Source organism: Streptomyces sp. ST2-7A, from assembly GCF_021390475.1.
In the GTDB taxonomy this organism is placed as follows: Bacteria; Actinomycetota; Actinomycetes; order Streptomycetales; family Streptomycetaceae; genus Streptomyces.
On record NZ_JAJUWS010000028.1, the window covers coordinates 62349 to 85183 of the forward strand.

At 74.2% G+C, this 22835-nt stretch carries 21 protein-coding genes and 2 tRNA genes; 13 read left to right on the forward strand and 10 right to left on the reverse strand.

The window, feature by feature from the left end; all coding sequences use genetic code 11:
• Nucleotides 1–54: 54 nt before the first annotated feature.
• On the reverse strand, nucleotides 55–1443 hold the full coding sequence (locus LZF96_RS17540; protein WP_233873109.1) for a HAMP domain-containing sensor histidine kinase: 1389 nt from the start codon (nucleotides 1441–1443) through the stop codon (nucleotides 55–57).
• On the reverse strand, nucleotides 1440–2186 hold the full coding sequence (locus LZF96_RS17545; protein ID WP_233873112.1) for a response regulator transcription factor: 747 nt from the start codon (nucleotides 2184–2186) through the stop codon (nucleotides 1440–1442). Before LZF96_RS17545 ends, LZF96_RS17540 begins: the two co-directional genes overlap by 4 nt.
• A gap of 32 nt (nucleotides 2187–2218) precedes the next feature.
• Between LZF96_RS17545 and LZF96_RS17550 the strand changes: the two genes are divergently transcribed.
• Entirely contained in the window at nucleotides 2219–2851 is a 633-nt protein-coding gene (locus tag LZF96_RS17550; protein ID WP_233873115.1) for a hypothetical protein, read from the forward strand.
• Nucleotides 2852–2884: 33 nt separating this feature from the next.
• Here LZF96_RS17550 and LZF96_RS17555 read toward each other — a convergent pair whose 3' ends face one another.
• Together LZF96_RS17555 and LZF96_RS17560 are read right to left on the reverse strand one after the other, a co-directional pair.
• Nucleotides 2885–3811 carry a spermidine synthase gene (locus tag LZF96_RS17555; protein ID WP_233873118.1) on the reverse strand — a complete coding sequence of 309 codons (927 nt, stop codon included), beginning with the start codon at nucleotides 3809–3811 and terminating at the stop codon, nucleotides 2885–2887.
• A gap of 268 nt (nucleotides 3812–4079) precedes the next feature.
• Nucleotides 4080–4448: a hypothetical protein gene (locus LZF96_RS17560; protein ID WP_233873121.1), complete on the reverse strand. Its 369-nt coding sequence runs from the start codon at nucleotides 4446–4448 to the stop codon at nucleotides 4080–4082.
• Between the two features lie 317 nt (nucleotides 4449–4765).
• Here LZF96_RS17560 and LZF96_RS17565 point away from each other — a divergent pair, with 317 nt between their 5' ends.
• Nucleotides 4766–6229: a hypothetical protein gene (locus LZF96_RS17565; RefSeq protein ID WP_233873124.1), complete on the forward strand. Its 1464-nt coding sequence runs from the start codon at nucleotides 4766–4768 to the stop codon at nucleotides 6227–6229.
• 68 nt (nucleotides 6230–6297) lie between these two features.
• Here the strand turns inward: LZF96_RS17565 and LZF96_RS17570 are convergent, their stop codons facing one another.
• Complete coding sequence (locus LZF96_RS17570) at nucleotides 6298–6894, reverse strand: histidine phosphatase family protein (RefSeq protein WP_233873126.1); 597 nt, start codon at nucleotides 6892–6894, stop codon at nucleotides 6298–6300.
• A gap of 228 nt (nucleotides 6895–7122) precedes the next feature.
• Between LZF96_RS17570 and LZF96_RS17575 the strand changes: the two genes are divergently transcribed.
• Both LZF96_RS17575 and LZF96_RS17580 read left to right on the forward strand, forming a co-directional pair.
• Nucleotides 7123–7560: a hypothetical protein gene (locus tag LZF96_RS17575; protein WP_233873129.1), complete on the forward strand. Its 438-nt coding sequence runs from the start codon at nucleotides 7123–7125 to the stop codon at nucleotides 7558–7560.
• 163 nt (nucleotides 7561–7723) lie between these two features.
• Nucleotides 7724–7797, forward strand: a tRNA-Lys gene (locus LZF96_RS17580).
• Nucleotides 7798–7867: 70 nt separating this feature from the next.
• Here LZF96_RS17580 and LZF96_RS17585 read toward each other — a convergent pair.
• The 3 genes from LZF96_RS17585 to LZF96_RS17595 all read right to left on the reverse strand — a co-directional run bounded on the left by LZF96_RS17585 (nucleotide 7868) and on the right by LZF96_RS17595 (nucleotide 11751).
• On the reverse strand, nucleotides 7868–9100 hold the full coding sequence (locus LZF96_RS17585; protein ID WP_233873132.1) for a M6 family metalloprotease domain-containing protein: 1233 nt from the start codon (nucleotides 9098–9100) through the stop codon (nucleotides 7868–7870).
• A 752-nt stretch (nucleotides 9101–9852) separates the two neighbouring features.
• A complete protein-coding gene (locus LZF96_RS17590; RefSeq protein ID WP_374203264.1) occupies nucleotides 9853–10575 on the reverse strand; it encodes a decarboxylase in 723 nt (240 codons plus the stop codon).
• A gap of 234 nt (nucleotides 10576–10809) precedes the next feature.
• On the reverse strand, nucleotides 10810–11751 hold the full coding sequence (locus LZF96_RS17595) for a decarboxylase (RefSeq protein ID WP_233873135.1): 942 nt from the start codon (nucleotides 11749–11751) through the stop codon (nucleotides 10810–10812).
• A 617-nt stretch (nucleotides 11752–12368) separates the two neighbouring features.
• Here LZF96_RS17595 and LZF96_RS17600 point away from each other — a divergent pair.
• Both LZF96_RS17600 and LZF96_RS17605 read left to right on the forward strand, forming a co-directional pair.
• The gene (locus LZF96_RS17600) at nucleotides 12369–13304 is read left to right on the forward strand and encodes a D-2-hydroxyacid dehydrogenase (RefSeq protein WP_233873194.1); all 936 of its coding nucleotides are present in this window, start codon (nucleotides 12369–12371) and stop codon (nucleotides 13302–13304) included.
• 219 nt (nucleotides 13305–13523) lie between these two features.
• On the forward strand, nucleotides 13524–15014 hold the full coding sequence (locus LZF96_RS17605; protein ID WP_233873138.1) for an amidase: 1491 nt from the start codon (nucleotides 13524–13526) through the stop codon (nucleotides 15012–15014).
• Nucleotides 15015–15340: 326 nt separating this feature from the next.
• On the opposite strand, the gene LZF96_RS17610 is transcribed toward LZF96_RS17605, so the two are convergent.
• The gene (locus LZF96_RS17610) at nucleotides 15341–15889 is read right to left on the reverse strand and encodes a DUF3830 family protein (RefSeq protein ID WP_233873142.1); all 549 of its coding nucleotides are present in this window, start codon (nucleotides 15887–15889) and stop codon (nucleotides 15341–15343) included.
• A gap of 306 nt (nucleotides 15890–16195) precedes the next feature.
• Here LZF96_RS17610 and ehuB point away from each other — a divergent pair, with 306 nt between their 5' ends.
• The 6 genes from ehuB (at nucleotide 16196) to LZF96_RS17640 (ending at nucleotide 20639) form a co-directional block, all read left to right on the forward strand.
• Complete coding sequence (gene ehuB / locus LZF96_RS17615) at nucleotides 16196–17083, forward strand: ectoine/hydroxyectoine ABC transporter substrate-binding protein EhuB (protein WP_233873145.1); 888 nt, start codon at nucleotides 16196–16198, stop codon at nucleotides 17081–17083.
• Nucleotides 17080–17820, forward strand: coding sequence for an ectoine/hydroxyectoine ABC transporter permease subunit EhuC (gene ehuC / locus LZF96_RS17620; RefSeq protein ID WP_233873147.1), 741 nt, complete (start codon nucleotides 17080–17082; stop codon nucleotides 17818–17820). Before ehuB ends, ehuC begins: the two co-directional genes overlap by 4 nt.
• Complete coding sequence (gene ehuD, locus LZF96_RS17625) at nucleotides 17817–18467, forward strand: ectoine/hydroxyectoine ABC transporter permease subunit EhuD (protein ID WP_233873150.1); 651 nt, start codon at nucleotides 17817–17819, stop codon at nucleotides 18465–18467. Before ehuC ends, ehuD begins: the two co-directional genes overlap by 4 nt.
• Before the next feature lie 217 nt (nucleotides 18468–18684).
• The gene (ehuA, locus tag LZF96_RS17630; protein ID WP_233873197.1) at nucleotides 18685–19440 is read left to right on the forward strand and encodes an ectoine/hydroxyectoine ABC transporter ATP-binding protein EhuA; all 756 of its coding nucleotides are present in this window, start codon (nucleotides 18685–18687) and stop codon (nucleotides 19438–19440) included.
• Between the two features lie 214 nt (nucleotides 19441–19654).
• Nucleotides 19655–20413, forward strand: a complete 759-nt coding sequence (locus tag LZF96_RS17635; protein ID WP_233873153.1) for an IclR family transcriptional regulator C-terminal domain-containing protein — start codon at nucleotides 19655–19657, stop codon at nucleotides 20411–20413.
• 152 nt (nucleotides 20414–20565) lie between these two features.
• Nucleotides 20566–20639 (forward strand) — tRNA-Lys (locus LZF96_RS17640).
• Between the two features lie 140 nt (nucleotides 20640–20779).
• Here the strand turns inward: LZF96_RS17640 and LZF96_RS17645 are convergent.
• Complete coding sequence (locus LZF96_RS17645) at nucleotides 20780–21181, reverse strand: antibiotic biosynthesis monooxygenase (RefSeq protein WP_233873156.1); 402 nt, start codon at nucleotides 21179–21181, stop codon at nucleotides 20780–20782.
• Nucleotides 21182–21526: 345 nt separating this feature from the next.
• Here LZF96_RS17645 and LZF96_RS17650 point away from each other — a divergent pair, with 345 nt between their 5' ends.
• Nucleotides 21527–22672 (forward strand): methyltransferase domain-containing protein, encoded by a 1146-nt coding sequence (locus LZF96_RS17650; RefSeq protein ID WP_233873159.1) that lies wholly within the window; start codon nucleotides 21527–21529, stop codon nucleotides 22670–22672.
• Nucleotides 22673–22835: the final 163 nt, after the last annotated feature.

Consider the following 22835-nt stretch of genomic DNA (forward strand, 5'->3'; position numbering starts at 1 on the left):
CGACACCCCACGGCGCGCGGCCGACCGACACCGCCCGACGGCGGTCAGGCGTCGTCAGGCTCTGGCGCGGCGACGAACGGCTCGGTGCCGTCCGCCGTCCCGGCCGGTGGCCCGCCCGTCACGGGAGAGCCACACCCGGATCTCCGCGCCGCCGAGCACCGACTGCCCGACCCTCACGTCTCCGCCGGTGGACTCCGCGACCCGGCGCACGATGTCCAGGCCGAGCCCGGTGGAGCCGGGTCCGCCGTCCCCGTGCCCCCGGGCCAGCGCCGCGTCGGGGTCCGGGATGCCGGGGCCGGCGTCGGAGACCAGCACGATCACCGCGTTGCTGCCGTCGCCGCTGTGCACGTCCACCGCGAACGCGGTGCCCTCGGGGGTGTGTCGGAAGATGTTGCCGAGCATCGCGTCGATGGCCGCGACCAGTTCGGTGCGGGGGACCGGCACCCGGGCCGACCCGTCCAGACCCGCCGTGCGGACCTCCCGGCCCTCGTCCTCGGCCAGCGCCGACCAGAAGTCCATGCGCTCGCGGATCATCTCGGCGACGTCGGTGTCCTCCACCGGGACGGTGCCCCGGCCCTCCGGCAGCGCGGTGCGGTGTTCGCGGGCGGTCTCGATGATGACGTCGACCTCGCGTTCGAGTTTGTCGACGGCCTGCCGGGTCTGGTCGGCGGCGGTTCCCTCACCGAGGGAGGCGGCGTTGAGCCGCAGCACGGTCAGCGGGGTGCGCAGGCGGTGCGAGAGGTCGGCGGCCATCTCCCGTTCCCCGGCGAGGAGTCCGGCGACCTGACGGGCCATGGCGTTGAAGGCGGAGGCGGCCAGCCTCAGTTCGTCCGGCCCCTGTTCGGGGACGCGTACCCCCAGCCGGCCCTCCCCCAGCCGGCGGGCGGCGGCGGCCAGGTCCTCGGCGGGTCGCACCATGCGGCGGCCGAGGCGGTCGGCGACGGCCACCGAGCCGATGATCAACGCCAGACCGACGGCGGCCAGGACCAGCCAGGCGGTGCCCACGCCGGCGGAGAGTTCACCGTTGGGGACGAACACCTCGACGACCGCGATCATGCCGCCCTCCACCGCGATCGGCTGGAGCAGGGCGACACCGCCGTCCACCGAGAGGGACACCGCGCGGCCGTCGCGAACCGTGGCGGCGATGTCGGCCCCCGTGACCCGCGAGCCGCCGATGATGCCGGGGTTCTCCGACCACTCCTCCGGCAGGTGCAGGGCGATGCGCTGCCCGGCCCCCGCCTCGGTGCTGGCCACCGCGCGTTCGAGCTGGTCCCGGTCGGAGGTGATGGCCAGCGCCGGACCGATGGCGGCGGCCTGGCGTTCGGCGTTGCTCAACGCCCGGTCGTTGGCCATCTGTTGGATAACCATGCCGAGCGGCACCGCGAACGCCACCACGACCATGGAGGTGACGGCGAGGGCGATGCGCACCAGGGCCCATCTCATGCGGAGCGACCCCGGTCGGGGGGCGGCGCGGCGGGTTCGGCACCGGGTCCGGTGCCCGCCGGTGGCTCGAGCTTGACCCCGACCCCGCGCAGGGTGTGCAGGTAACGGGGACGGGCCGCGGTCTCGCCGAGCTTGCGGCGCAGCCAGGAGAGGTGGACGTCGATGGTCTGGTCGTCACCGTAGGACTGGCGCCAGACCTCGGAGAGGAGTTCCTTGCGGGAGACCACCACGCCGGGGCGTTGGGCGAGGAAGGCCAGCAGGTCGAACTCGCGTCGGGTCAGGTCCAGTTGTGTTCCGTCCAGCTGGGCCCGGCGACGTTGCGGGTCGACCACCAGGCCGCCCACCCGGACCACCCCGTCGCGGGGGACGGCCGGCCCACCGGCCCCGGCGCGCCGCAGCACCGCCGCCATGCGGGCGGAGAGGTGGTCCACGGAGAACGGTTTGACCAGGTAGTCGTCGGCGCCGGCGTTGAGCAACCGGATGATCTCGGTCTCGTCGTCCCGGGCGGTGGCGATGATGACAGGGATGTTCGTGAGCCCGCGCAGCATCTTCAACGCCTCGGACCCGTCGAGGTCGGGGAGCCCCAGGTCCAGGATCACCAGATCGAAGTCGAGTTGGGCCACCTCGCGCAACGCCTCGAGGGCGGTGCCGACGCTGCGGACGGTGTGGGAGGCATCGGTCAGATGCCGGATGAGAGCGGAGCGGACGAAGGGATCGTCCTCGACCACAAGCACATGTGCCATGCGCGGCACCGTACGCCATTAGAGTGATGTGGATGCAACGTCATCTGGTGCACACCGCCGCGTGGGTGGTCAGCACGGCCCTGGCCGTGACCCTCACGTGGTGGGGGGTGGGTTCCGTGCTCCGGGGGACGGTCTACGATCCGCCGCAGGCGGCCCGGGTGACCGATCCACCGCGCTGGCAGGAGGCCGGTGACGACCATCCCGACGCCTCCTCGACCCATCGCCCCAAACCCTCCGCCGATGCCTCACCGGATCCGTCGGATGATGGCGAGGGGGGAGATCCCGGGGAGGACGAAAGCCCCGGTGACGATGAGGGGCGGGATTCGGGGGGAACCGGGGGTACCGGTGCGACCGGGGCCTCGCACAACGGGCGCTCCTCCGGCGACGGGGAGGACGACGGCGCCTCCGGCACCGATGACGACGGGGTCGAGCGAGCGGACCACGGCTCGGTGCGCTCGGTGAAGACCGACGGCGGCCGGGTCGTCTTCGACCTGCACCCCGCCACCTGCGAGTTGGTCTCCGCCACCCCCGAGCCGGGGTGGGAGATGCAGACCTGGTCGCACGAGGTGTGGATCCGGGTGACCTTCTCCACCTCCTCCCGCTCGCTGTCGGTGTTCTGTGTCTGGAACGGTCACCCGCCCCGGATCGACCTGCACGAGGAGTGACCCGCCGCTCCGGACGCCGACCGGTTCGGGCGGTCAGCCGAAGGTGCCCGGCGGCGGGGCCGGCGAGGCGGCGGCGTCCGCGTCGGTCAGCGGGCGGGCCCCGGCCAGGAAGTCCCGCAGATCCGCTCCGGACAGCACCCGCCCGGCGGTCGGCCCGGCGGCGTTGCGTCGGGACAACTCGGCCACGGGCAGCGGGACGTCGGCCGCCGCCAGCACGGCGTTGCCGAACCGCCGGCCGCGCAGCACCGCCGGTTCGGCGGCCAGGCAGACCTCGGCGAACCGGGCGGTCACCGCCGCCACCCGGGCCCGCAGGTGGGTCAACGGCGGGCCGTCGGTGAGGTTGACGGCCAGGGTCCCGGTCGGGCGCAGCACCCGGCGAACGGCGTCGACGAACTCCACTCCGGTGCAGTGGGCGGGGGTGCGGGCGCCGTCGAAGACGTCGGCGACGACGAGGTCCGCGGAGTTCTCCGGGAGCCGTTCCAGCAACTCCCTGGCGTCCAGCGCGCGGACCCGGATCCGCGCGCCCCGGGGCAGGGGCAGGTGTTCGCGGACGAACTCGGTCAGTCGCACGTCCGGTTCGGCCACCTGCTGGGTGGATCGGGGGCGGGTGGCGGCCAGGTAGCGGGGCAGGGTGAGGGCGCCGCCGCCCAGGTGCACGGCGTCCAGGGGCCGGCCGGGCGGTGCCGCGAGGTCTATGACGTGGCCGAGTCGGCGCTGATAGGAGAAGACCAGGCGGTGCGGGTCGTCGGGATCGACGTGGGACTGCGGGGCGCCGTCCACCCGCAGTTCCCGGGCGCGGGGGCGGTCGGGGTCCGGGACCAGGACGGCGAGGCCGCCGGCCACGGGGGCGCCGTCGGGCGGGGTGCCGGTCGCGGTGCCCGCCTCGGCCGGGCCGGTCGATCCACCGGGGGCGCTCCCCCGCCGGCGTCGGCCGCCGGTTCCGCCGCGTCGTGCTGCCATCGGACCAGTATGCGGGTGCCGCGCGGCGGTGTGTCCGGCCGGCCGCGGCGACGGTCGGGACCGGGGCGCCGGGTCGTCGGGGACGAACGGCGCGCCGGGTCCCGGACCGTCGCCGCGGCCGGCCGGGTCTCGGGGTGGGGAGGCGGAGCGGGTGGCGCCGACCGCGCGGGGCCGGGGCGTGCCCCGGGCGTGCGGCCGGGGGAACGGCGCGGGGACGCACCGGAACCCGGGGAGGCGCGCCGGTACACGGAACGCGCGGTGCCGACGGTCAGTGCCGGCAGCGGTCCAGGGCGTCCAGGGTGCGGGTGGCCCGGCGCAGGGCCTCCCGGAGGCGGTCCGGGCAGGTGGCTCCCGAGCCGGCGCCCTCCGGCGCGATCAACCAGCCGGTGCCGGTGGCCGGTAGCCGGTCGGCTCCCGGGACCGGGGCCGGGGCGCAGGCACTGCCCGGCAGTTCCCATCGCTCGGCGGTGCCCGGGGGAACGAGGAAACCGAGGGTCCCGCCCGTCGCGTCGTACAGGACGGGCCCCAGTTCCTCGCCGAGCCTGAGCAGGTCCACCGCCTCCAGACCGGTGCGGGTGGGGACGGTGACCAGGTCGTGGTCGGCCGCCGGGGCGTGGCGGAACCGTGTGCCGGACACGGCGGCGCCGTGCCCGGGGCACGGTTCCGCGGGCGGGTCTGACGGGTGTCGGAGCACGGTCCCGGAAGGACGGTGACCGGCTGCCGTACCGGCCGGACGGTGATCGAGCATGGGGGCCTCCTCGCGCCGTCCGGGCGCCCACGGCCCGGGCGCCCGTTTCACCCCGTACAACGCGGGCCGGCGTCAAGGGCTACGGCTCGAAGACCCCGTAAAGGGTGGCGCTTCATGGCGAATTACGAGTCGGATGTCCGCCTTGTCACCAAATTTGGCAGTAAAACAGACTCCTCCCCGCTCCGCCCGGACGGTACCGTCCGGGCATGGCGTCGAAACCATCCGCAACCGGGGAATCACGGAGAGCTTCCGTCGGTGCCGCCGGAAGGGCGCCCGTACCGAACACCGTCTTCCGCGCGTTGCGCGGCGGCCGCTCACCGGGGGAGTTCGCCTCGGAGGTTCGCCGGGCCGCCCGGCGGATCGGCGAGCACGTCTCCTGCGACGCCCGCTACATCGGACGGGTGGAGTCCGGGGAGATCCGCTGCCCCAACTATGCCTACGAGCGGGTCTTCGCGCACATGTTCCCCGGCCGGGATCTGACCGACCTGGGGTTCTCACCCCGTGCGTCGGTGCGGGGCCGGGCCTCCCGGGACCGGGACCGCGGGTGGGACGCCCCCGGCCCGCCACCGGCGGGACCGGAGGAACCACCGGGTTCCCGGGAAGTCGCCGGGGACCCGCGAGAGGACGGGAGGAGCGACGTGCTGCGTCGTGCGTTCATGACCGGTGGCCCGGTCGCCGTGGCGTCCCTGGCCCCACTGGGGGTCGTCGGACTCGGTGCCCGGGCGACCGCGGCCGGCCCCGCCGGCGTCGGGGGTTCGGACGCCGCCGCCGTGGAGAGGGCCGTGCGGGAGATCCGTCTGCTGGACGACCGGCAGGGGGCCGGCGACCTGCTCGGCCGGGCCGCCGAGCAGCTGCGCCTGGCCTGGGAACTCGTGGACTCCGGCGCCCGGGACCCGGCGGTGGACGAGCGGCTGCGCTCCGGCACCGGCGAGCTGGCGATCTCGGTCGGCTGGCTGGCCCACGACTCCGGCCGGCTCGGCACGGCCCGCGAACACTACGACGAGGCGCTGGCCTGCGCCCGGTGGTCCGGCGACGCCGCGCTGGAGGCGCACGCCTTCTGCAATCTGGCCTTCCTGGCCAGGGACGCGAACCGACCGCGCGAGGCGGTTCGCGCCGCCCGGGCGGGGCAACAGGCCGCCCGCCGGGTGTGCTCCCCACGGCTGCGCGCCCTGCTCCTGCTCCGGGAGGCCGGGGGATGGGCCCGACTGGGCGACCGTCGTGCCTGCGAGGAGGCGCTCGCCGGCGCCGAGGCCGCGCACCCGGGTGCCGACCGCACGGACGGGGACCCGGAGTGGATGTCCTTCTTCGGCGACGCCGAGTTCGCCGGGCTGCGCGCGCAGTGCTGGGCGGCGCTCGGGGAGCCGAAGCGCGCGGCGGAATCCGCCCGGCAGGCGGTGGAACTCCAGGACCCGCACTTCGTCCGGAACATCGCCCTGTTCTCGGCCACCCTCGCCGAGCAGTTGGCGCGGGCCGGCGAGCCGCGCGAGGCGGCGCTCACGGCACTGGACGCGGTGGATTCGCTGGGGCGGGTCCATTCGGCCCGGGTCCGGGAGATCGTCGGACGCACCGTGGAGGTGCTGGAGCCGCACCGCTCACTGCCGGAACCGGCCCTGCTGCTCGAGCGGTACCGGACCCTGCGACCGCCGGCCCCCCGGACCGCTCCGGCCTGACCGACCCGGCCCGACCACCGGAGCCCGACCACCGGGGTCGCCCGCGGTCGGGCCGGGGGCCGGGCGGGTCAGCCAAGGTGACCGGTGTCGTTCCAGCGCTCGATGGCGGGGGCCCCGTAGGCCCACCCCAGCACCGACAGGGAGGCCGGGTCGAGACGGATGTGCGCCGCGAAGGCGGGGTCCATGCCCAACCAGCGCGCCCCCAGCGTGCGCAGGATGTGGCCGTGCGCGAAGAGCAGCACGTCCCGCCCGCCGTCCCGGGCCGCCTCGACCACCCGATCGGCCCGCTCGGCCATGTTCGCGAGGGTCTCACCGTCGGTGACGCCGTCCCGCCAGATCAGCCAGTCCGCGCCGCGCCGGTCCCGGATCTCGTCCGGGGTCAGGCCCTCCTCGGCCCCGTAGTCCCACTCCATCAGGTCGTCCACGGGGCGGGCCCCGGTTCCGAAGCCCGCCAGTTCGCAGGTCTCCCGGGCCCGGGAGAGAGGGCTGGTCCACACCTCGGTGTCGGACAGGCCGTTCCACGGGGGGCGACGCAACCGTTCACCCAGCCGTTCGGCGTCGGCACGGCCCGCGTCCAGGAGGGGGACGTCCGTGCGGCCGGTGTGCCGCCCGGCCACGGACCAGGCGGTCCGTCCGTGTCGCACCAGCAGGATGCGTGCCGTCATCGCTTCTTCCCGTCCGTCGCGTCCCGGTTCCCCGATCCCGTCCGGCCGGCGCGCCGGGCCCGCCGACCGGATGGGCCGTTCCGATCATCATCACCCATGGCGGAGGCGCGGGCACGAGGGGGTTCCCCGCCCCGCCGCCCCGCCGGGAACCGGAATCCGGCACTCCCGCCGGCCGGGGGGCGAGCCGTAGACTGCGATGTCGGGCCCCGGTCGGAGGGGCCCGGGCCGATGGCCACGCGGCGCCGCGCGGTCGTACCGCAGCAGCCCCGTGAGGAGGCGGATCGCACCGTGACCCAGCCCGGTGAGAGGGCGGAGAGTTCCACGCCCCGACCGACACGGCCCCGGTTCCGCAAACCGGCGTCGCTGACCTTCGAGCCCCCGATGGCGTCCGTGGACGCCGAGCACTTCTTCGGCCTGGAGTCCCTCGCCGACCCGGAGGAACTGCTGGCACGGGCGACGGACCTGGCGATCGCCTTTCGGGAGGCCGCCGACCGGGCCGTGGAGTACCAGGCGATGGCGGCGGCCCGGCTGACCGATCCGCGCCGCTTCGACCGGCTCACCGACGCGGCGCTGGCCGAACGGGCGGAGTGGACCGAGGACTACGCGCGACGGATGGTGGACTTCGGTCGGCGGCTCGAGCGGGGCGACCCGGACGAGGAGGAGTGACCGCGCCGGGCGGATCGGGGCCTCCCCGCACCCCGACGTCCCGCACCCCCGTACCGCCGCGCCATGCGGCGGCGGCCGGGTCGCGACGCAGGTCACAGCCCTGTGCGGCGGAATCGATTTTCGCCCCGCGCGCCCCGGGTGCTACAGTCTTCCCTGTCACCAGGCGCCGCTAGCTCAGTTGGTTAGAGCAGCTGACTCTTAATCAGCGGGTCCGGGGTTCGAGTCCCTGGCGGCGCACGCGACATCGAGGGGCCCCGCCGTACGGCGGGGCCCCTCGGGCGTTCCCGCTCCCCGCGTTCCGGGGCCCTCACGGTCGGATCACCCGCAGCCACCAGCCGCCGCCCGGCTCCCGCTCCCCCACCTCGAACCGCACCCCCGAGACCGGGTCCCGATGGGTCATCCCGGTGTCCAGGGGTGCGTCCGCCAGCTCGGGCCGCACCGACCGGCCGTGACAGGCCGCGCTGTCGGGCCGGCCGTCGATCACCTCGATCGGCCCCCGGGTGGAGGCGACGTCGGAGCGCACCCGGTACAGCAGCACGCCCGGCACGCACAGGTCCCGGTCGTTGCCGATCGGCAGCCGGGCCTCGGCGACCAGCGCCTCGGAGGGGCCGGTCCGCACCACCACCATCCGGGTGTCCCCCGTGCCCGATGCCCCGGTCCCCGCCCCGGGCCCACCCGTGCCGTCGGGCTCCGGCGGGGCGGCGAGCGGGCGCAGCGCGTGTCGGGTGACCCCACCGACGGGCGGGCAGTCCACCTGGTGGTCGTCCAACCAGCCGAGCTTCCAGCGGTGCCAGCCGAAGAGTTCGGGCGCCAGGCCGAACTGGCTGCCCATGAGGTCCCAGTCGCCCACGTACCGGTCCCAGTTCCCGCCGGGCCGATCCGGGCGGTGGTAGAGGTCCGGCAGCCCCAGGACGTGGCCGGTCTCGTGGGCCAGGACGAGACGATCCGGCGGATCCCTCTCGAAGAGAGTGACCACCCGCCGCAGTTCGTGGCCCGCCACGGTGATGGAGTGCTTCAGGTTGACCACCTTGGTGGCGTCCGCGTCCACCCCCGGCGCGTTCGGGTCCGCGACCAGGTAGAGGATGTCCGCCCCGGCCAGGTGGGGGCGGTGGTCGGCGACCAGGTCCAGGGCGTCGCCCACGTACGCCTCCCGTCCCCGGGGCGTCCAGTCCCGGCCGATGTCGTAGGCCGTGGAGGGCTTCGGCATGGGCAGCCACGCGTCGTCGATCTCCGGAGCGAGCCGGAAACGGCCGTGTGAGGCCCGGTGCAGGAAGTCGGCGGTGACGGGGAAGTACGAGGCGGCGATCCGCTCGGGGGCCGAGCGGGGCTCGGAATCCGGGAAGGACAGGAAGACCATCGCGGCCTCCGGTTCCCCCACCGCCGCCGGATGGTCGGAGCGGTCGGGGCCGTCGCCCGAGGAGACGCCGAGGGAGTGGTGCACGGGGTGGCGGGGCAGCGCGCAACCCGCCGCGCCGGGGTCGGCGGCGGGGCGGCCCGCCAGGCCGGTGAGTGCGAGCAGGACGGTCGTGATGAGCGCCACCGTCGCCACCCTGCGACGGGTGCGGCCGGGGGGACGGGCCGGTCGGGGAGTCGGGGAACGCGGGGTGGCGGACGGAGGTCCCGCCGGGCCCGGGCGGGCGGGGCTCACGCCCGGGCGTGCACGGGAGCGCACGGGGTTCACCTCCCGCGGGCCGGGGATCGGGTGTTCCCACCCTGCGCCCGGAGCCGGGGCGGTGCCCCGCCGGCGTGGTCCGCTCGGGTCGCCGGCCGCCCCGTTCGGCGCAACGGTCCGCCCGACGAACCCACCGGGCGGGCCGACAGCCGGTACGCCCCGGCCCGCCGCGAACCGGGGCGGGCGTCCTGCCGCCGGCGGTACGGCGCCCGCCCCGAGCGGGACGGCCGGCACCGGCTACGGGGATGGCACCCCGACGGCACGGCACGCTCCCCGGAAGGACGACCGTCCCTTCCGAGCGGTCACCGCACGGGGACGACCGCCCGCCCCGGCCGTGCCGTCATCGCCCCGGCGACGGCGACAGCACGGCGCACCCGACACCCGGCGGGAACCCCGACCGACGGGAGCCGTCCGGACACCGGCCCCCGAGGGCACGGCGCGGCCGGCACACGACGGAGACACCCCCTCCCGCCGGCACTGCCGGCACGACCGGGAGGACCGGACCCCGACCACCGCGCCCCGGCATCCCGGCGCGGGTACGGGCTCGTCGGGCCGGGGCGCACGGTGACGCCCCGGCCCGACAGCCCCGTACCGGTCCCCGGTCGGTGCCCGTCCCCGGATCAACCCGCGAAGAGGCCGCCCAGGCGCGGGCAGCGCACCGTCCGCCCGATCAGCCGCAGTCCCTCCCAGGCCGTGACCTGGTGGGCGGTGAGCACCGGTTTACCCAATTCGTCCTCCAGCTGCGGCAGCCAGGAGACGGTGTGCAGGGCGGTGTCCGGCAGCAGGACGGCCTGCGCGTCGGAATCGTCGCCCTTGTGCGCCAACTCGGTTACCTGTGCCCGGCCCCAGGTGCCGACCTCGGCGGCGGTGATGATCCCGGCCGGCGTCACCCGGGTGACCTCGATGCCCGCCGCGTTCAGGAACTCCCCGAACAGCAGCGCCACGTCCTCCGGGTAGGTGGCGGCGATCGCCACCCGCTCCACGCCGATGTGCCGGGCGGCGTGCGCGAACGCGAAGGAGGTGCTGGAGGCGGGCAGCCCGGCCATCCGCGACAGCTCCCCGGCCTGGGTCCGCGCGCCCTCCCAGCCGAAGACGAAACTGGCGCTGGTGCAGGCCCACATGACCGCCCGCGCGCCGCGCTCGCGGAGCACCTCCGCGCCGTCCCGCAGCCGGTGCGCGGCGCCCATCTCGAGGAGGGCGTCCACCCGGTGCGCGTCGGTGCCGATGTCGGTGTGCTCCAGCGGCAGGGCGACGTTGCCGCCGGCCTCGTTCAGCAACCGTTCCATGCGGGGGACGTCGTCCTCGGCCGAGTAACCGGGGTAGAGGAAGCCGACGCTTCCCACCTCGTCCGGCGGCACGACCTCCACCGGCGTCTCGACGGCCGCCCCGGGGGCGACCGGGGAGGCCCCGGCGGGTGTGGTGGACGCGGTCCCGTCCCGGATGACCGACTCCATGCGTGATGTCCTCCTGCTCGTGACGTGGCGCCGGGACGGTGTCCGCCCCGGCGCACTGTGGTTCGCTCGTTCGCCCCGTCCGGGGTGGGGCGCCCCCGAGGTCGCCGCCCCGGCTCCGGCCGGTCAGAGGGCCCCCGGACCCCCGCCGGGTTCCTCCGGGAAGAGGGGTTCGACCGACTGCTCCCCGATCGCCCCCTCCTCGGCGGGTGAGGGGATCGGTGTCCCGGCCATCGCCGCCGCGACCCCGGGAACGCCCGGTCGGGAGTCCCCGGGGCGCGTCACGGGGGGCAGTGGGGGCGGTGCCGCCGCCATCGCCGCCACCGCCCGTCTCGCCACCGGATCCAGCAGCGATTGGTACGGTCCCACCGCCTCCTTGCCGATGCGGCGCAGCGCGGCCCAGACGGTCACCTGGTTGGCGGAGAGCACCGGCATCCGCAGCTCGGCCTCCAACTGCGGGATGACGTCGAAGGTGGGCAGGTTCGTGCAGCTGATGAACAGCGCGTCCGGCCGCTCGAGGGTCGCCTCGCGGGCCATGTCCACCACCGAGCGGTAGCCGACCCGCCAGATCTCCCTGGTCAGGCCGAGGTAGCTGCGTCCGCTGACGATGATGCCGCCCTCGCCGAGATACGTCTCCAGCGAGTCGGTGACCGACTTGGTGTACGGGGTCACCACGGCGACCCGGCGCACCCCCAACTCCTCCAACGCCATCAGCAGCGCGCCCGAGGTGGTGACCGCCGGCATCGCCCCGGCCTGCGCCATCGCGGCGACCATGGCGCGCTCGCCGAACGTGCCGCCGACGAAGCTGCCCGAGGTGCAGGCGTAGGCGACGACCTCGGGGCCGACCGCGCTCAGGGCCTGGACCGCGTCGGAGAGCGTGCGGTGCTCGCTGACCAGACGGGCGAGGTCCAGGCTCACCTCGACCGGCACGAACGGGGTGCGGGTCAGATGAAGGGACACGTCGTCGGGCACCCAACGCCACAACTCCCGGTCCAGGGCGAAGTCGAACGGGGCGACGACGCCCACCCCGCGCTGTCGTGACGGACCACCGACGAAGGAAACATCCATGGTGGGACCCCCGGGTTGGGAACGTAGGGGTGGCTCGGAACGGGGCGAGCCGTTCCGGCCGGAGGGAATTCGAAAAGCGATGGCGAGGCCGGAGTGTGGCGAGGGTGAGAAACGGCGGGGCGATACGAAACGATGTGTCGCGATGCCGGGTGAGGGGTCGGGGTGGGGCGTGCCGGGACGATCGGTGCCGCGAGAAGGGGTACGGGGTGATACGAAAACGCGGCCGACTACCGGAGTACCGAACCGGAACGCCGTGAAGGATGCCTTCATTGACGACGGTAGTTTCCGGTCCCTACCGTGGTCAATCCCGGAATCCACCGGCGAACGGGCGGTTTTCCGCCCAGCCGGAACACCGGTACGAGTCCGCCGCACGATCCGCACATTCGACCCGCTCGGCACGGAGGATCGACGATCACGAATGATCTTCCGGCCGGTGTTCCCGTCAGTGAAACAGCCAGCGATTGCGAAACGGTTTCCCCACCATGTCAAGCGAGTCGTCACCCGCTTCCGCGCCACTTTCCCCCTCCACCGATTCCCCCACCCGGGTGAGGAACGCACCGGCCGCCGCACCCGCCTCCGAACGACTCCCGCGACTGGTCGTGTTGGAGGGGCCCGGCATGTCGGCCGCGCCCCGCCTGGACCGCCTCGCGGATCGCGCCACCATCACCCGGGTGGAGGCCGCCGGACTCCCCGACGCCCTGCCCGCCGCCGACGTGCTGCTGGTCTGGGACTTCACCTCCGACGCCGTGCGGCGTTGCTGGCCCGGTCCCGGCCCCCGTCCCGGTTGGGTGCACACCGCCAGCGCCGGCGTGGACCGGTTGCTCTTCCCCGAATTGGTCGAGTCGGACACCGTGGTGACCAACGCCCGGGGTGTCTTCGACGGGCCGATCGCCGAGTACGTGGCGGGGCTCGTGCTCGCGGTCGCCAAGGATCTGCCCGGCAGTTGGCGGCGCCAGCGCGAACACCGCTGGGAGCACCGGGAGACCCGCAAGGTCGCCGGTACCCGGGCGGTCGTGGTCGGCTCGGGGCCCATCGGGCGGCGCATCGCGCGGGTCCTCGGCGCACTCGACGTGCGTGCCGAGGTGGTGGGGCGACGCGGGCGCGAGGACGACCCGGAGGTGGGCCGGATCCATCCGGCCGAAGCGCTGCCCGGGTTGCTGCCCGGGGCCGACTGGGTGATCTGCGCGGCGCCGCTCACCGACGCCACCCGGGGGATGTTCGACGCCGACGCCTTCGCCCGGATGCGGCCCAATTCCTGCTTCGTCAACATCGGGCGCGGCGGACACGTGATGGAGAAGGACCTGCTCGAGGCGTTGCGGGCGGGTCGGCCGGCCGCGGCGGCGCTGGACGTCTTCGCCGAGGAGCCGCTGCCGCCCGACAGTCCGCTGTGGGACGCGCCGGGGCTGCTGGTCTCCCCGCACATGAGCGGTGACACCCTCGGTTGGCACGACGATCTCGCCGACCGGTTCCAGGACGCCTTCGAAGTGTGGGCGGCGGGCGGGGAGCCGCCGAACACGGTGGACAAGCGGCTCGGGTACCCCTCCGGGGGGTGACCCGGCGTCGGGCCGCCGGGCGGTCGGGGCGGGGGCGGGGACAGCGGCCCGAGGACCGGCTCCCACCCGGGGGCTCCGGTGCTCCGGCCCTCCCCCGGTCCTCCGCCACCGTCCCCGAACGTCCCGGTCCCGACATCGCCGTCGGACCCCGCCCCCGACACCACATCCCCCGCCCCTCTCCCGGCTCCACCCCGTCCCCATCGAACGGAGAACCCCCGCGTGACCGACCCGACCTTTCTCGGCGCCGGCGAGCTGACCGCCGGCTACGCCGCCGGTGACCTCAGCCCCGTGGACGTCACCCTGGCCGTCCTGGAGCGCGCCGCCGCGATCGACGCGGTGGTGAACGCCTTCGTCCTGATCGACGCCGACGGGGCCCTGGACGCCGCCGGGGAGTCGGCCGCGCGCTGGGCGGCGGGCTCACCGCTCGGCCCGCTGGACGGCGTGCCGGCGAGCGTCAAGGACATCCTGCTGCAGCGCGGCCATCCCACCCTGCGCGGCTCGGCCGCCATCGAACCCACCGGACCGTTCGCCGAGGACGCCCCCTCGGTGGCGCGGTTGCGCGAGGCCGGCTGCGTGCTGTTCGGCAAGACCACCACCCCGGAGTTCGGTTGGAAGGGCGTCACCGACTGTCCACCGCACGGCGCCACCGGCAACCCGTACGCCCCCGATCGCACCGCCGGGGGTTCCAGCGGCGGGGCCGCCGCCGCGGTGGCGTTCGGTGCCGGACCGATGGCCCTGGGCACCGACGGCGGCGGCTCGGTCCGCATCCCGGCCTCCTTCTGCGGCGTCTTCGCCCTCAAGCCCACCTACGGCCGGGTCCCGCTGTATCCGGCGAGCGCCTTCGGGACGTTGGCGCACGTGGGCCCGATGACCCGCAGCGCCGCCGACGCCGCCGCGTTGTTGGACGTCATCGGCCGGCCGGACACCCGGGACTGGTCGCATCTGGGACCGCCGCCCGCCGGCTACCGGGCGGCCCTCGAGCCGCCCGCCGACACCACCCCCTCGCACCCGCTGGCCGGGTTGCGGGTCGCCGTCTCCCCCACCCTCTCCGGCCCCGGCGACGGCCCGCCGGTCGCTTCGGCGGTCGCCGCGGCGGTGCGCGGCGCGGCCGACCTGCTGGCGGAGTTGGGCGCCGACGTGGAGGAGGCCGACCCGCCGTTGGGACCGGTGGACGAGGTGCTGGCGGCCTTCGAGACACTGTGGTTCAGCGGGGCGGCCCGGGCCACCGGACCGATCCGGGGCACGGCCCGGGAGCGGATGGACCCGGGGTTGCGCGAGATCTGCGCGGAGGGCGCCCGGTACTCGGCCCTGGACTATCTGGCGGCGGTGGACGTGCGGATGGCGCTGGGCCGGGAGATGGGCCGCTTCCACGAGCGGTACGACCTGTTGTTGTGCCCGACGCTGCCGATCACCGCCTTCGGCCTCGGGCGGGAGGTGCCGGAGGGTTCGGGACTGCGGCGCTGGACGGAGTGGACGCCGTTCACCTATCCGTTCAACATGACCCAACAGCCCGCCGCGAGCCTGCCGTTCGGTACCGACGAAGAGGGGTTGCCGATCGGGGTGCAGTTGGTGGCGGCGCGACACGAGGACGCGTCGGTGCTGCGGATCGCGCACGCGATGGAGCTCGCCGGCACGCCCCGGATCCCGCCGCCGGCACCGCCGACGGCGGACGGCACCGGTGGCCCCGCCGGTCGGATTCGTACAGCCTGATCGGAGCCGGCCGGGGTCGGGTACCGGCCCCCCGGACGGATGCCACCGAAACGGCCCCGCCCGGGCGGGGCCGCCGGGACGGGGCCGTCACCGCCGTGTGGACACCACCGACGCGGCACCACCGGGCCGGGGCCGGGGCCGGATCGAGGCCACCGGATCGCCCCCTTGGAGCCCCCTTGCCCGGGGCCCCGGCACCGCCGGGTGCCGGATCGCACCGCCGGAGTCACCCCGGCCCGGGCCGGCACCGCCGCGCGTCGGTCCGGGGCCGGAGAGGACTCCCCCGCCCCGGCGATCCCGATCCGGCCCCCGCCCCGGCGGGAGCCGACTCAGGCCCGGGCGAAGGAGAGGGTCTCCCCCCGGGCCCCGGAACGCCACAGGTCCTGACAGGCGTCGGCCATCCGGTCCAGCCCGTCCACCACCGCGCCCCAGACGATGCCCGGCACCCATCCCTGATCACCGTTGATCAGCAGGTTGTTCCGTTCGTAGAACAGCGCGAGGTCCACCACGGTGGGCCGTCCCCGGTGGCCGGCACGGCTCTCGTAGCCGTAGGACCCGGTGTTGAGTTGGGTCTCGCTGAAGGTGAAGTAGCACAGGTCGCCGGGGATCGGGGTGACCGTGGGGTTCTCCAGCGGGGGCTCCTCCCCGGCGAAGGGGGAGAGCAGCGCGTAGATCTCGTTGCGGGCGTATTTGGCGTGGTAGACGTCTCCCGACAGCGGCAGCGCCTCCCATACGGCGGCGCAGGTCAGCGGCGCCTTCTCGGTCAGCAGCCGGGCCGTGCAGCTGACGCCGCGGCGGTCCAGGGACACGGTGACGAACCGCTCGGCGGGTTCGGGGGTCGGGTGCTGGGATGTCGGGTGGGGGGTCGCGCTCGACATGTTCCTCCCGGGACGGGGTGATGGGGCCCTGAACGGGCCGGGTCGGCCGGTCGGTCGTCGGGGGCGCGCGGGGCCCCCGTGATCGTCCGGCACGCCCATGGTGACCCGGGAGCGCCGCGCGCGTCCCCGGGCCACCCGGATGATTCGCTTCCGGTTCTCTTGGGTCTCGGACCGAAATCGATCCGCATGACAGTCCGAAAATCGGGTAACCGGCGGCCCATGGTTCGTTCACGACGCAGACGCCGACCCTTTTTCGGTCCGCTGTCGGGTCCACCGACCGACGCCGCCGGGCCGCCACCGTCCCCGATGTCCCCCGATCCGGCCGGGCCGAGCCGCCGCACCCTGCTCTCCGGGGCCGCCGCGCTCGGCCTCCTCGGCATCACCGGCGCCGCCGGGTGCGCCCGGATCGACCCCGAGGGCGGTGATCCGCTGGAACGGCTGCGCGCGCAGGGCGTGGTGCGGCTGGGCATCGCCAGCGAGATCCCGTACTCCTACATCGACGCCAAGGACGGCTCGCTCACCGGGCAGTCCCCGGCCATCGCCCGGGAGATCTTCGGCCGGCTGGGCATCGAGCGCTTCCAGCCGGTCCTCACCGAGTTCGGCTCGCTCATCCCCGGTCTGCGGGCCCGCCAGTTCGACGTGGTGGCCGCCGGGATGTGGATCAGCCCCGAGCGCTGCCAACAGGTGATCTTCTCCGACCCCGACTACGTCGCCAAGGACGCCTTCATCGTCGCCGAGGGAAACCCGCTGGGCATCACCGACTACGCCTCGCTCGCCGAGAGCGGCGCGACCTCCGCCACCGGCCCCGGCTGGTTCCAGCGCGACTACGCGATCGGCAACGGTGTGGACCCGGGCAGCATCGGCACCTACCCGGACCAGCTGGCCGGCCTCAACGCCGTGCGGCACGGCCGGATCGACGCCTTCTTCGGCACCGCCCCGACCATGACCGCCGCCGTCCGTGAGGACAGCGGTGTGGAGGCCACCGAGCCGTTCGTGCCGGTGGTGGACGGCGAGGAGCAGCTCGGCGCCGGAGGCTTCGCGTTCCGCCCCGACGAGACGGCGCTGCGCGACGCGTTCAACGCCGAGCTGCACGACCTCAAGGAGACCGGTCGACTGCTGGAGCTCGTGGAGCCCTACGGCTTCACCGAGGAGGACATGACGGATCTCACCGCAGAGGAGCTGTGCTCGGAATGACGTGGGGTCTGTTCACCAGCTGGATTCTGCCGGGGCTGTGGGTGACCGTGCAGGTCACGATCTTCAGCGCCGCCCTGGCCTTCGCCGTGGCCCTGGCCATCGGCACGCTGCGCACCTCCCGGCTGTGGATCGTGCGCTTCCTGTCCGGTACCTACTTCGAGATCTTCCGGGGCACCTCCGCCCTGGTGATGCTGTTCTGGTTCGCCTTCGCCTTCCCCCTGATGTTCGGCTACGAGTTGGTGGCGATGTGGGCGGGTGTACTGGCGCTCGGCCTGACCTACGGGGCCTACGGCTCGGAGATCGTGCGCGGGGCGCTGGCCTCCGTGCCGGTCGCCCAGCGGGAGGCCGGTATCGCGTTGAGCTTCACCCCGATGCAGCGCCTTCGCCGGGTGGAGTTCCCGCAGGCGTGGCCGGAGATGGTGGCCCCGCTCAACGCGCTGACCATCGAGTTGATGAAGGGCACCGCGTTGGTCTCCGTGATCTCGGTCTCCGACCTCGCCTTCGCGGGGAATGTGATCCGACTCTCCACCGGTGACAACGCGCCGGTCTACACGCTGCTACTGGTCATGTACTTCATCCTGGCTTTCGCCATCACCCGCGGGATGCGGGTGGTGGAGCGGCAGGCCAAGAAGGGTGTGGGACAGGAGCCCGAACGGGTACCGCTGTTCCGCAAGCGCGGGGCGGGTTCGCCCGGTGCCGCCGGTGACACCCGGGCGATGGGGGGTGTGAACGCGTGAACTGGGACTGGGGAGTCGTCGCCGACTTCATGCCCTACTTCCGGAGTGGTCTGCTGACCACCCTCCAGGCACTGGTCTGGGGCACCCTGATCGCCTTCTCGCTGGGCCTGGTGTGGGCCCTCGCGGTGCGCGGACCGGCGTTCGTGCGCTGGCCGGTGCTGGCCTTCACCGAGTTCATCCGCAACACTCCGTTGCTGGTGCAGCTGTTCTTCCTGTTCTTCGTGCTGCCCGAGTGGGGTCCGACCGTTCCCGTCATGGTGGCCGGGGCCGTCGGCCTGGGTCTGCACTACTCGACCTACACGATGGAGGTCTACCGGGCCGGCATCGAGGCGGTGCCGGTCGGCCAGTGGGAGGCGGCGCACGCGCTGAGCATGTCGCCGCGCCGCACCTGGCAGTCGGTGATCCTGCCGCAGGCGTTCCGACGCAGCGTGCCGGCGCTGGGCAACTACGTGATCGCCATGCTCAAGGAGACCCCGCTGATCGCGACCATCGGTCTGATGGAGATGCTCGGGGAGGCGCGCACCTTCGGTACCGAGACCTTCCGTTTCATGGAGCCGTACACGGTGGTCGGTATCGCCTTCGTCCTGGTCGCCTATCCGGCCTCGTTGCTGATCCGAGCCCTGGAGCGCCGTCTTGCCACCCACTGAGCCGCCGACCGAGCCACCCACCGACCCGACGACGCCGCCGAGCCGGCCGAGCACGACCACGGACCCGAGATCGACCACGGAGACCACGGTGGACACCCCGCAGAGCACCCCACAGGACGACCCCGCCCGGCCGGAGGTCGACACCACGAGGACCGACACCTCGAAGACCGTCGCCGCGCCGGACGCGGGTGACGGCCGACGCGAGGACGGGCCGGAGCTGATCCGCTTCCAGGACGTCACCAAGCGGTTCGGGGAGCTGACCGTCCTGGACGATCTGTGCTTCTCGGTGTACCCGCGCAAGCACGTCACCCTGATCGGCCCCTCCGGGTCGGGCAAGACGACGATCCTGCGGCTGCTGATGACGCTGGTGAAGCCCGACGAGGGCACCATCACGGTGGACGGCGATCACCTCACCCACGAGGAGCGCGGCGGGAAGCTGGTGCCCGCCGGGGAGAAGCACACCCGTGAGGTCCGCAAGAAGATCGGCATGGTCTTCCAGCAGTTCAACCTCTTCCCCAACATGAAGGTGCTGCGCAACGTCACCGAGGCGCCGGTGCACGTGCTGGGGATGTCCAAGGACGAGGCGGAGGCCCGGGGTCGGGACCTGATCGAGTTGGTGGGCCTGACCGAGCACCTGGACAAGTACCCCACCCAGCTCTCCGGCGGGCAGCAGCAGCGGGTGGCCATCGCCCGCGCGCTCGCGATGCGGCCGAAGGTGCTGCTGCTGGACGAGGTGACCTCCGCCCTGGACCCGGAGCTGGTGGCGGGTGTGCTGGACGTGCTGCGGGACATCGCGCACACCACCGACATCACCATGCTGTGCGTGACGCACGAGATGTCCTTCGCCCGGGACATCTCGGACTGCGTCATGATGTTCGACAAGGGCAAGATCGTGGAGGCCGCCCCGCCCGAGCAGTTGTTCGGCGATCCGGGCCACCAGCGGACCCGGGACTTCCTGCGCAGCGTGCAGTAGCGCCGCGTCGACGCCCCCGATCTCCCGCCGGCCTCCCGTCGACGCGGGATTTCCCCGCGTCCGCCCGCCGGGGACCACGGCCCCCGGCGGGCGGACGCGCCGGCCCGTGTGTCGGTGAGCCGTGCCAATGGTGTGCCCCGGACACCGATCGCCCGCTAATCTGGTGGACAGTCATCGGCACGGCGGATAACCGCGAGTCCCCAGGGAGGACGCTGTGGCGCTCAGGTCCGGGGTGGCCGCCCCCTTCCATTCCGTCCGGTACGCGCTGCGCCTGCTGGAGACGATCGCGGAGAGTTCCGAGGGGGCGCTGGAGGCCGAACTGGGCCGACGCACGGGACTGCCGCCGGGCCGTCTGGGGGAACTGCTGCGCCTCCTCCAGCAGGAGGGATACGTCCACCGACTGCGGGACGGCAGCTGGACCAGCGGTGAGGCCATGGTCCTGCTCAACTCCGGTGGTGACCGCCGGCGCGCCCGGGAGGAGAAGCTCCGGCAGTCCCTGGACCGGCTGCGCCGCGAGGTCGGCGCCGCCGTCTACATCGGCCGGTACGCCGACGGCGAGATGATCGTGCCGCACGTCAGCTCCACGCCCGAGATGCCCGCGGTCAACCAGTGGGTGGAGTTCCGAGCCGCCGCGCACGCCACCGCGATCGGCAAGTGCCTGCTGGGCCAGCTCGACCACGACGGTCGCCGGGACCACATCTCCCGGCACCGGGCCGCCCGCCTCACCTCCCGGACCATCACCGACCGCCGGGCCCTGCTCACCACCCTGGACCACCATCCGGCGAGCATGCCCATGCTGGACCTCCAGGAATACGCGGTGGGCACCGTCTGCGCGGCGGTGCCGCTGACCGCCGGGGCCTCGGTGGGCTGTCTGGCGCTCTCCCTCCCGCTGCGCCAGGGATACCGGTTGCGGGAGGCCGCCGAGACCCTGAACCGGCAGGCCGCGCCGACCCTGCTCAGCCTGGTCCTGTGACCCGTCCGGCGGCGTGCCCCGGGGCCCGGGGAGGACCCCGGGACGGGATCGGCGGGGGCCGGGCACCGGTCGGACGGCGGGCCCGTCGTGGTCGGTAGCACCTCCGGACCGGGGTAGGATGGTGGATGTCGGCCGGACGAACGGCCGCGTCGGCGCCGCTAGCTCAGTTGGTTAGAGCAGCTGACTCTTAATCAGCGGGTCCGGGGTTCGAGTCCCTGGCGGCGCACCGACAAGGCGGGTCCCGTGACACCTCGGGTGTCACGGGACCCGCCTCTTTCGTGTCCCGGAACGCCGGCGTGTCCCGGAACGCCGGCCGCGACGGTCCGGCGCGGGGACGCTCCCCGTCCCGGACCGTCGCGATCGGGCTCAGCCCTCGCCGTTCGTGGCCTCCGAATCCTCGGCCGAACCGCCCGGGGCCGCCTGCTGCACCACCTCGAAGGACCACAGGGTCGCCCCCGTGGCCGCCGGCCGCTGCCCGCCGGCACCGTCACCACCGCCCTGTCCGGCTCCCCCACCACCGGGGCCGCCGGAGCCGCCACCGGTGTGCGCCTGCCGCATCGAACCGTTCATCCAGGCCTCGAAGTCCGCCTCGCTGCGCCACCGGGTGTAGACGAGGTAGCGGTCGGTGCCCTCCACCGGGCGCAGCAACTCGAACCACTCGAAGCCGTCGGAGTTCTCCACCAGCCCGGCACGGGAGGCGAAGCGCCGCTCCAACTCCTCGCGCCGCTCCGCCGGAACCTCGATCACGTTGATCTTCACGACACTCATGCGCCCCATTCTTCACCCCGGGGCCGTTCGACCGGGCGGACGGGCCGGAAGTCTCTCCCGGCCGGCCCCGGGTTCACCCCCCGGCGTGACGGCGGGGCCGCCGGCCGCCGCGTCCGCCGGCGTTCCCGGCCGGCTCGTGGGACGGTTCGAAAAGGGGCCCGGGAAAGTCGGGGCTCCGGTCGGCGGTACGGGGCACGTCGGAGGGCGGGCGCCCCGACGGGACGTCCGGATCGACGGAGGGCTCCGGGCGACCCACCGCACGGAACGGCCGCCCGGAACGCCGGATGGTCGGAACAACCGGCCGAAAAGCCGGGAGAGACACCGCGGGAAAGGGTGAGGGCGACCATGGGTGGACCCATCGGCGAGGGCCGGGGCGAGCGCGACATCGATCGGGAGGCCACCCGGCTCCGACACGACCTGGTGAACGCCCTCGTCGCGGCCGGGGCCCTCCCCGACCCCGCCTGGCGGACCGCCTTCGAGGAGGTGCCCCGGCACTTGTTCGTGCCGCGCTACTACGACCCCTCGGGGCTGCGGATCGACCGCCACGATCATCCCGACCTGTGGCTGCGCGGCGTGCACGAGGACCGGGCCCTGGTCACCCACCGGCGCGGCGGCGAGCCGGTCTCCTCCAGCTCCCAGCCCTCGTTGATGGCGAGCATGTTGCACGACCTGGAGGTGCGCGACGGTTCCCGGATCCTGGAGATCGGCACCGGCACCGGCTGGAACGCCGCTCTGATGGCGCATCGGGTGGGGGATCACCTGGTGACCAGCGTGGACCTGGACGCGGAGCTGACCGGCGCCGCGCGGGCCCATCTGGCCGCCGCCGGGCGTCGGCCGAGGGTGGTCACCGCCGACGGTTCCATGGGGTGGCCGACCGGCGCACCCTACGACCGGATCATCGCGACCTGTCGGATCGACTCGGTGCCGTTGTCCTGGCTGCGTCAGCTCATGGTGGACGGCGTGCTGGTCGCGCCGCTGGGGTACGCGGTGATCCAACTGCGCCGCACCGGGCCGGACCGGGCGGAGGGTCGCTTCCGGGGCGGCGCCTGGTTCATGCCACTGCGCACCAACCGCGGCCGGCCGGAGGCCCCGGCCGTGGAGCCCGACGCCGACGATCCCGGCCGGCCGGCGGAGGTGACGCCCCGGGCGGCGACCGACCCGGACTTCCGCTTCTGGGCGGACCTGTGCGAGCCGGGCGTGGAGTGGCGGACGGACCCCGAACCGGGTTCCGGGCCGGGGGCGGTGGCCCTGCGCGGGGCGGACGGCTCCACCGCGCGCCTGGGGCGGGACGGCAGGGTGACGGAGGGCGGGCCGCGCCGGCTGTGGTCGGAGGTGGAACGGCTGTACCGGGTGTGGGACGAGCGGGACCGGCCGGGCCCGGAACGGTTCGGGGTGACCGTGGAGGGCCGGCGGCAGTGGTTGTGGATCGACTCCCCGGACGGACCCGGCCACACCCTGGGCGAACCGGTGGACGCCGTACGGCACGGCTGAGCCCTGCCGTGGGCCGACCCCGGCGCCGCCTTCGGGCTGTCGGGTCCGCGGTGGGAGCGGCATCGGGCGGCTCGCGGTCCGGGCCCCGTCCCGGTCGCCGCCGCGACGGCGGACGACCGGGACGGGGCCCGGAACCGGATGAACCCGCGCCCGGGCGCCCCGG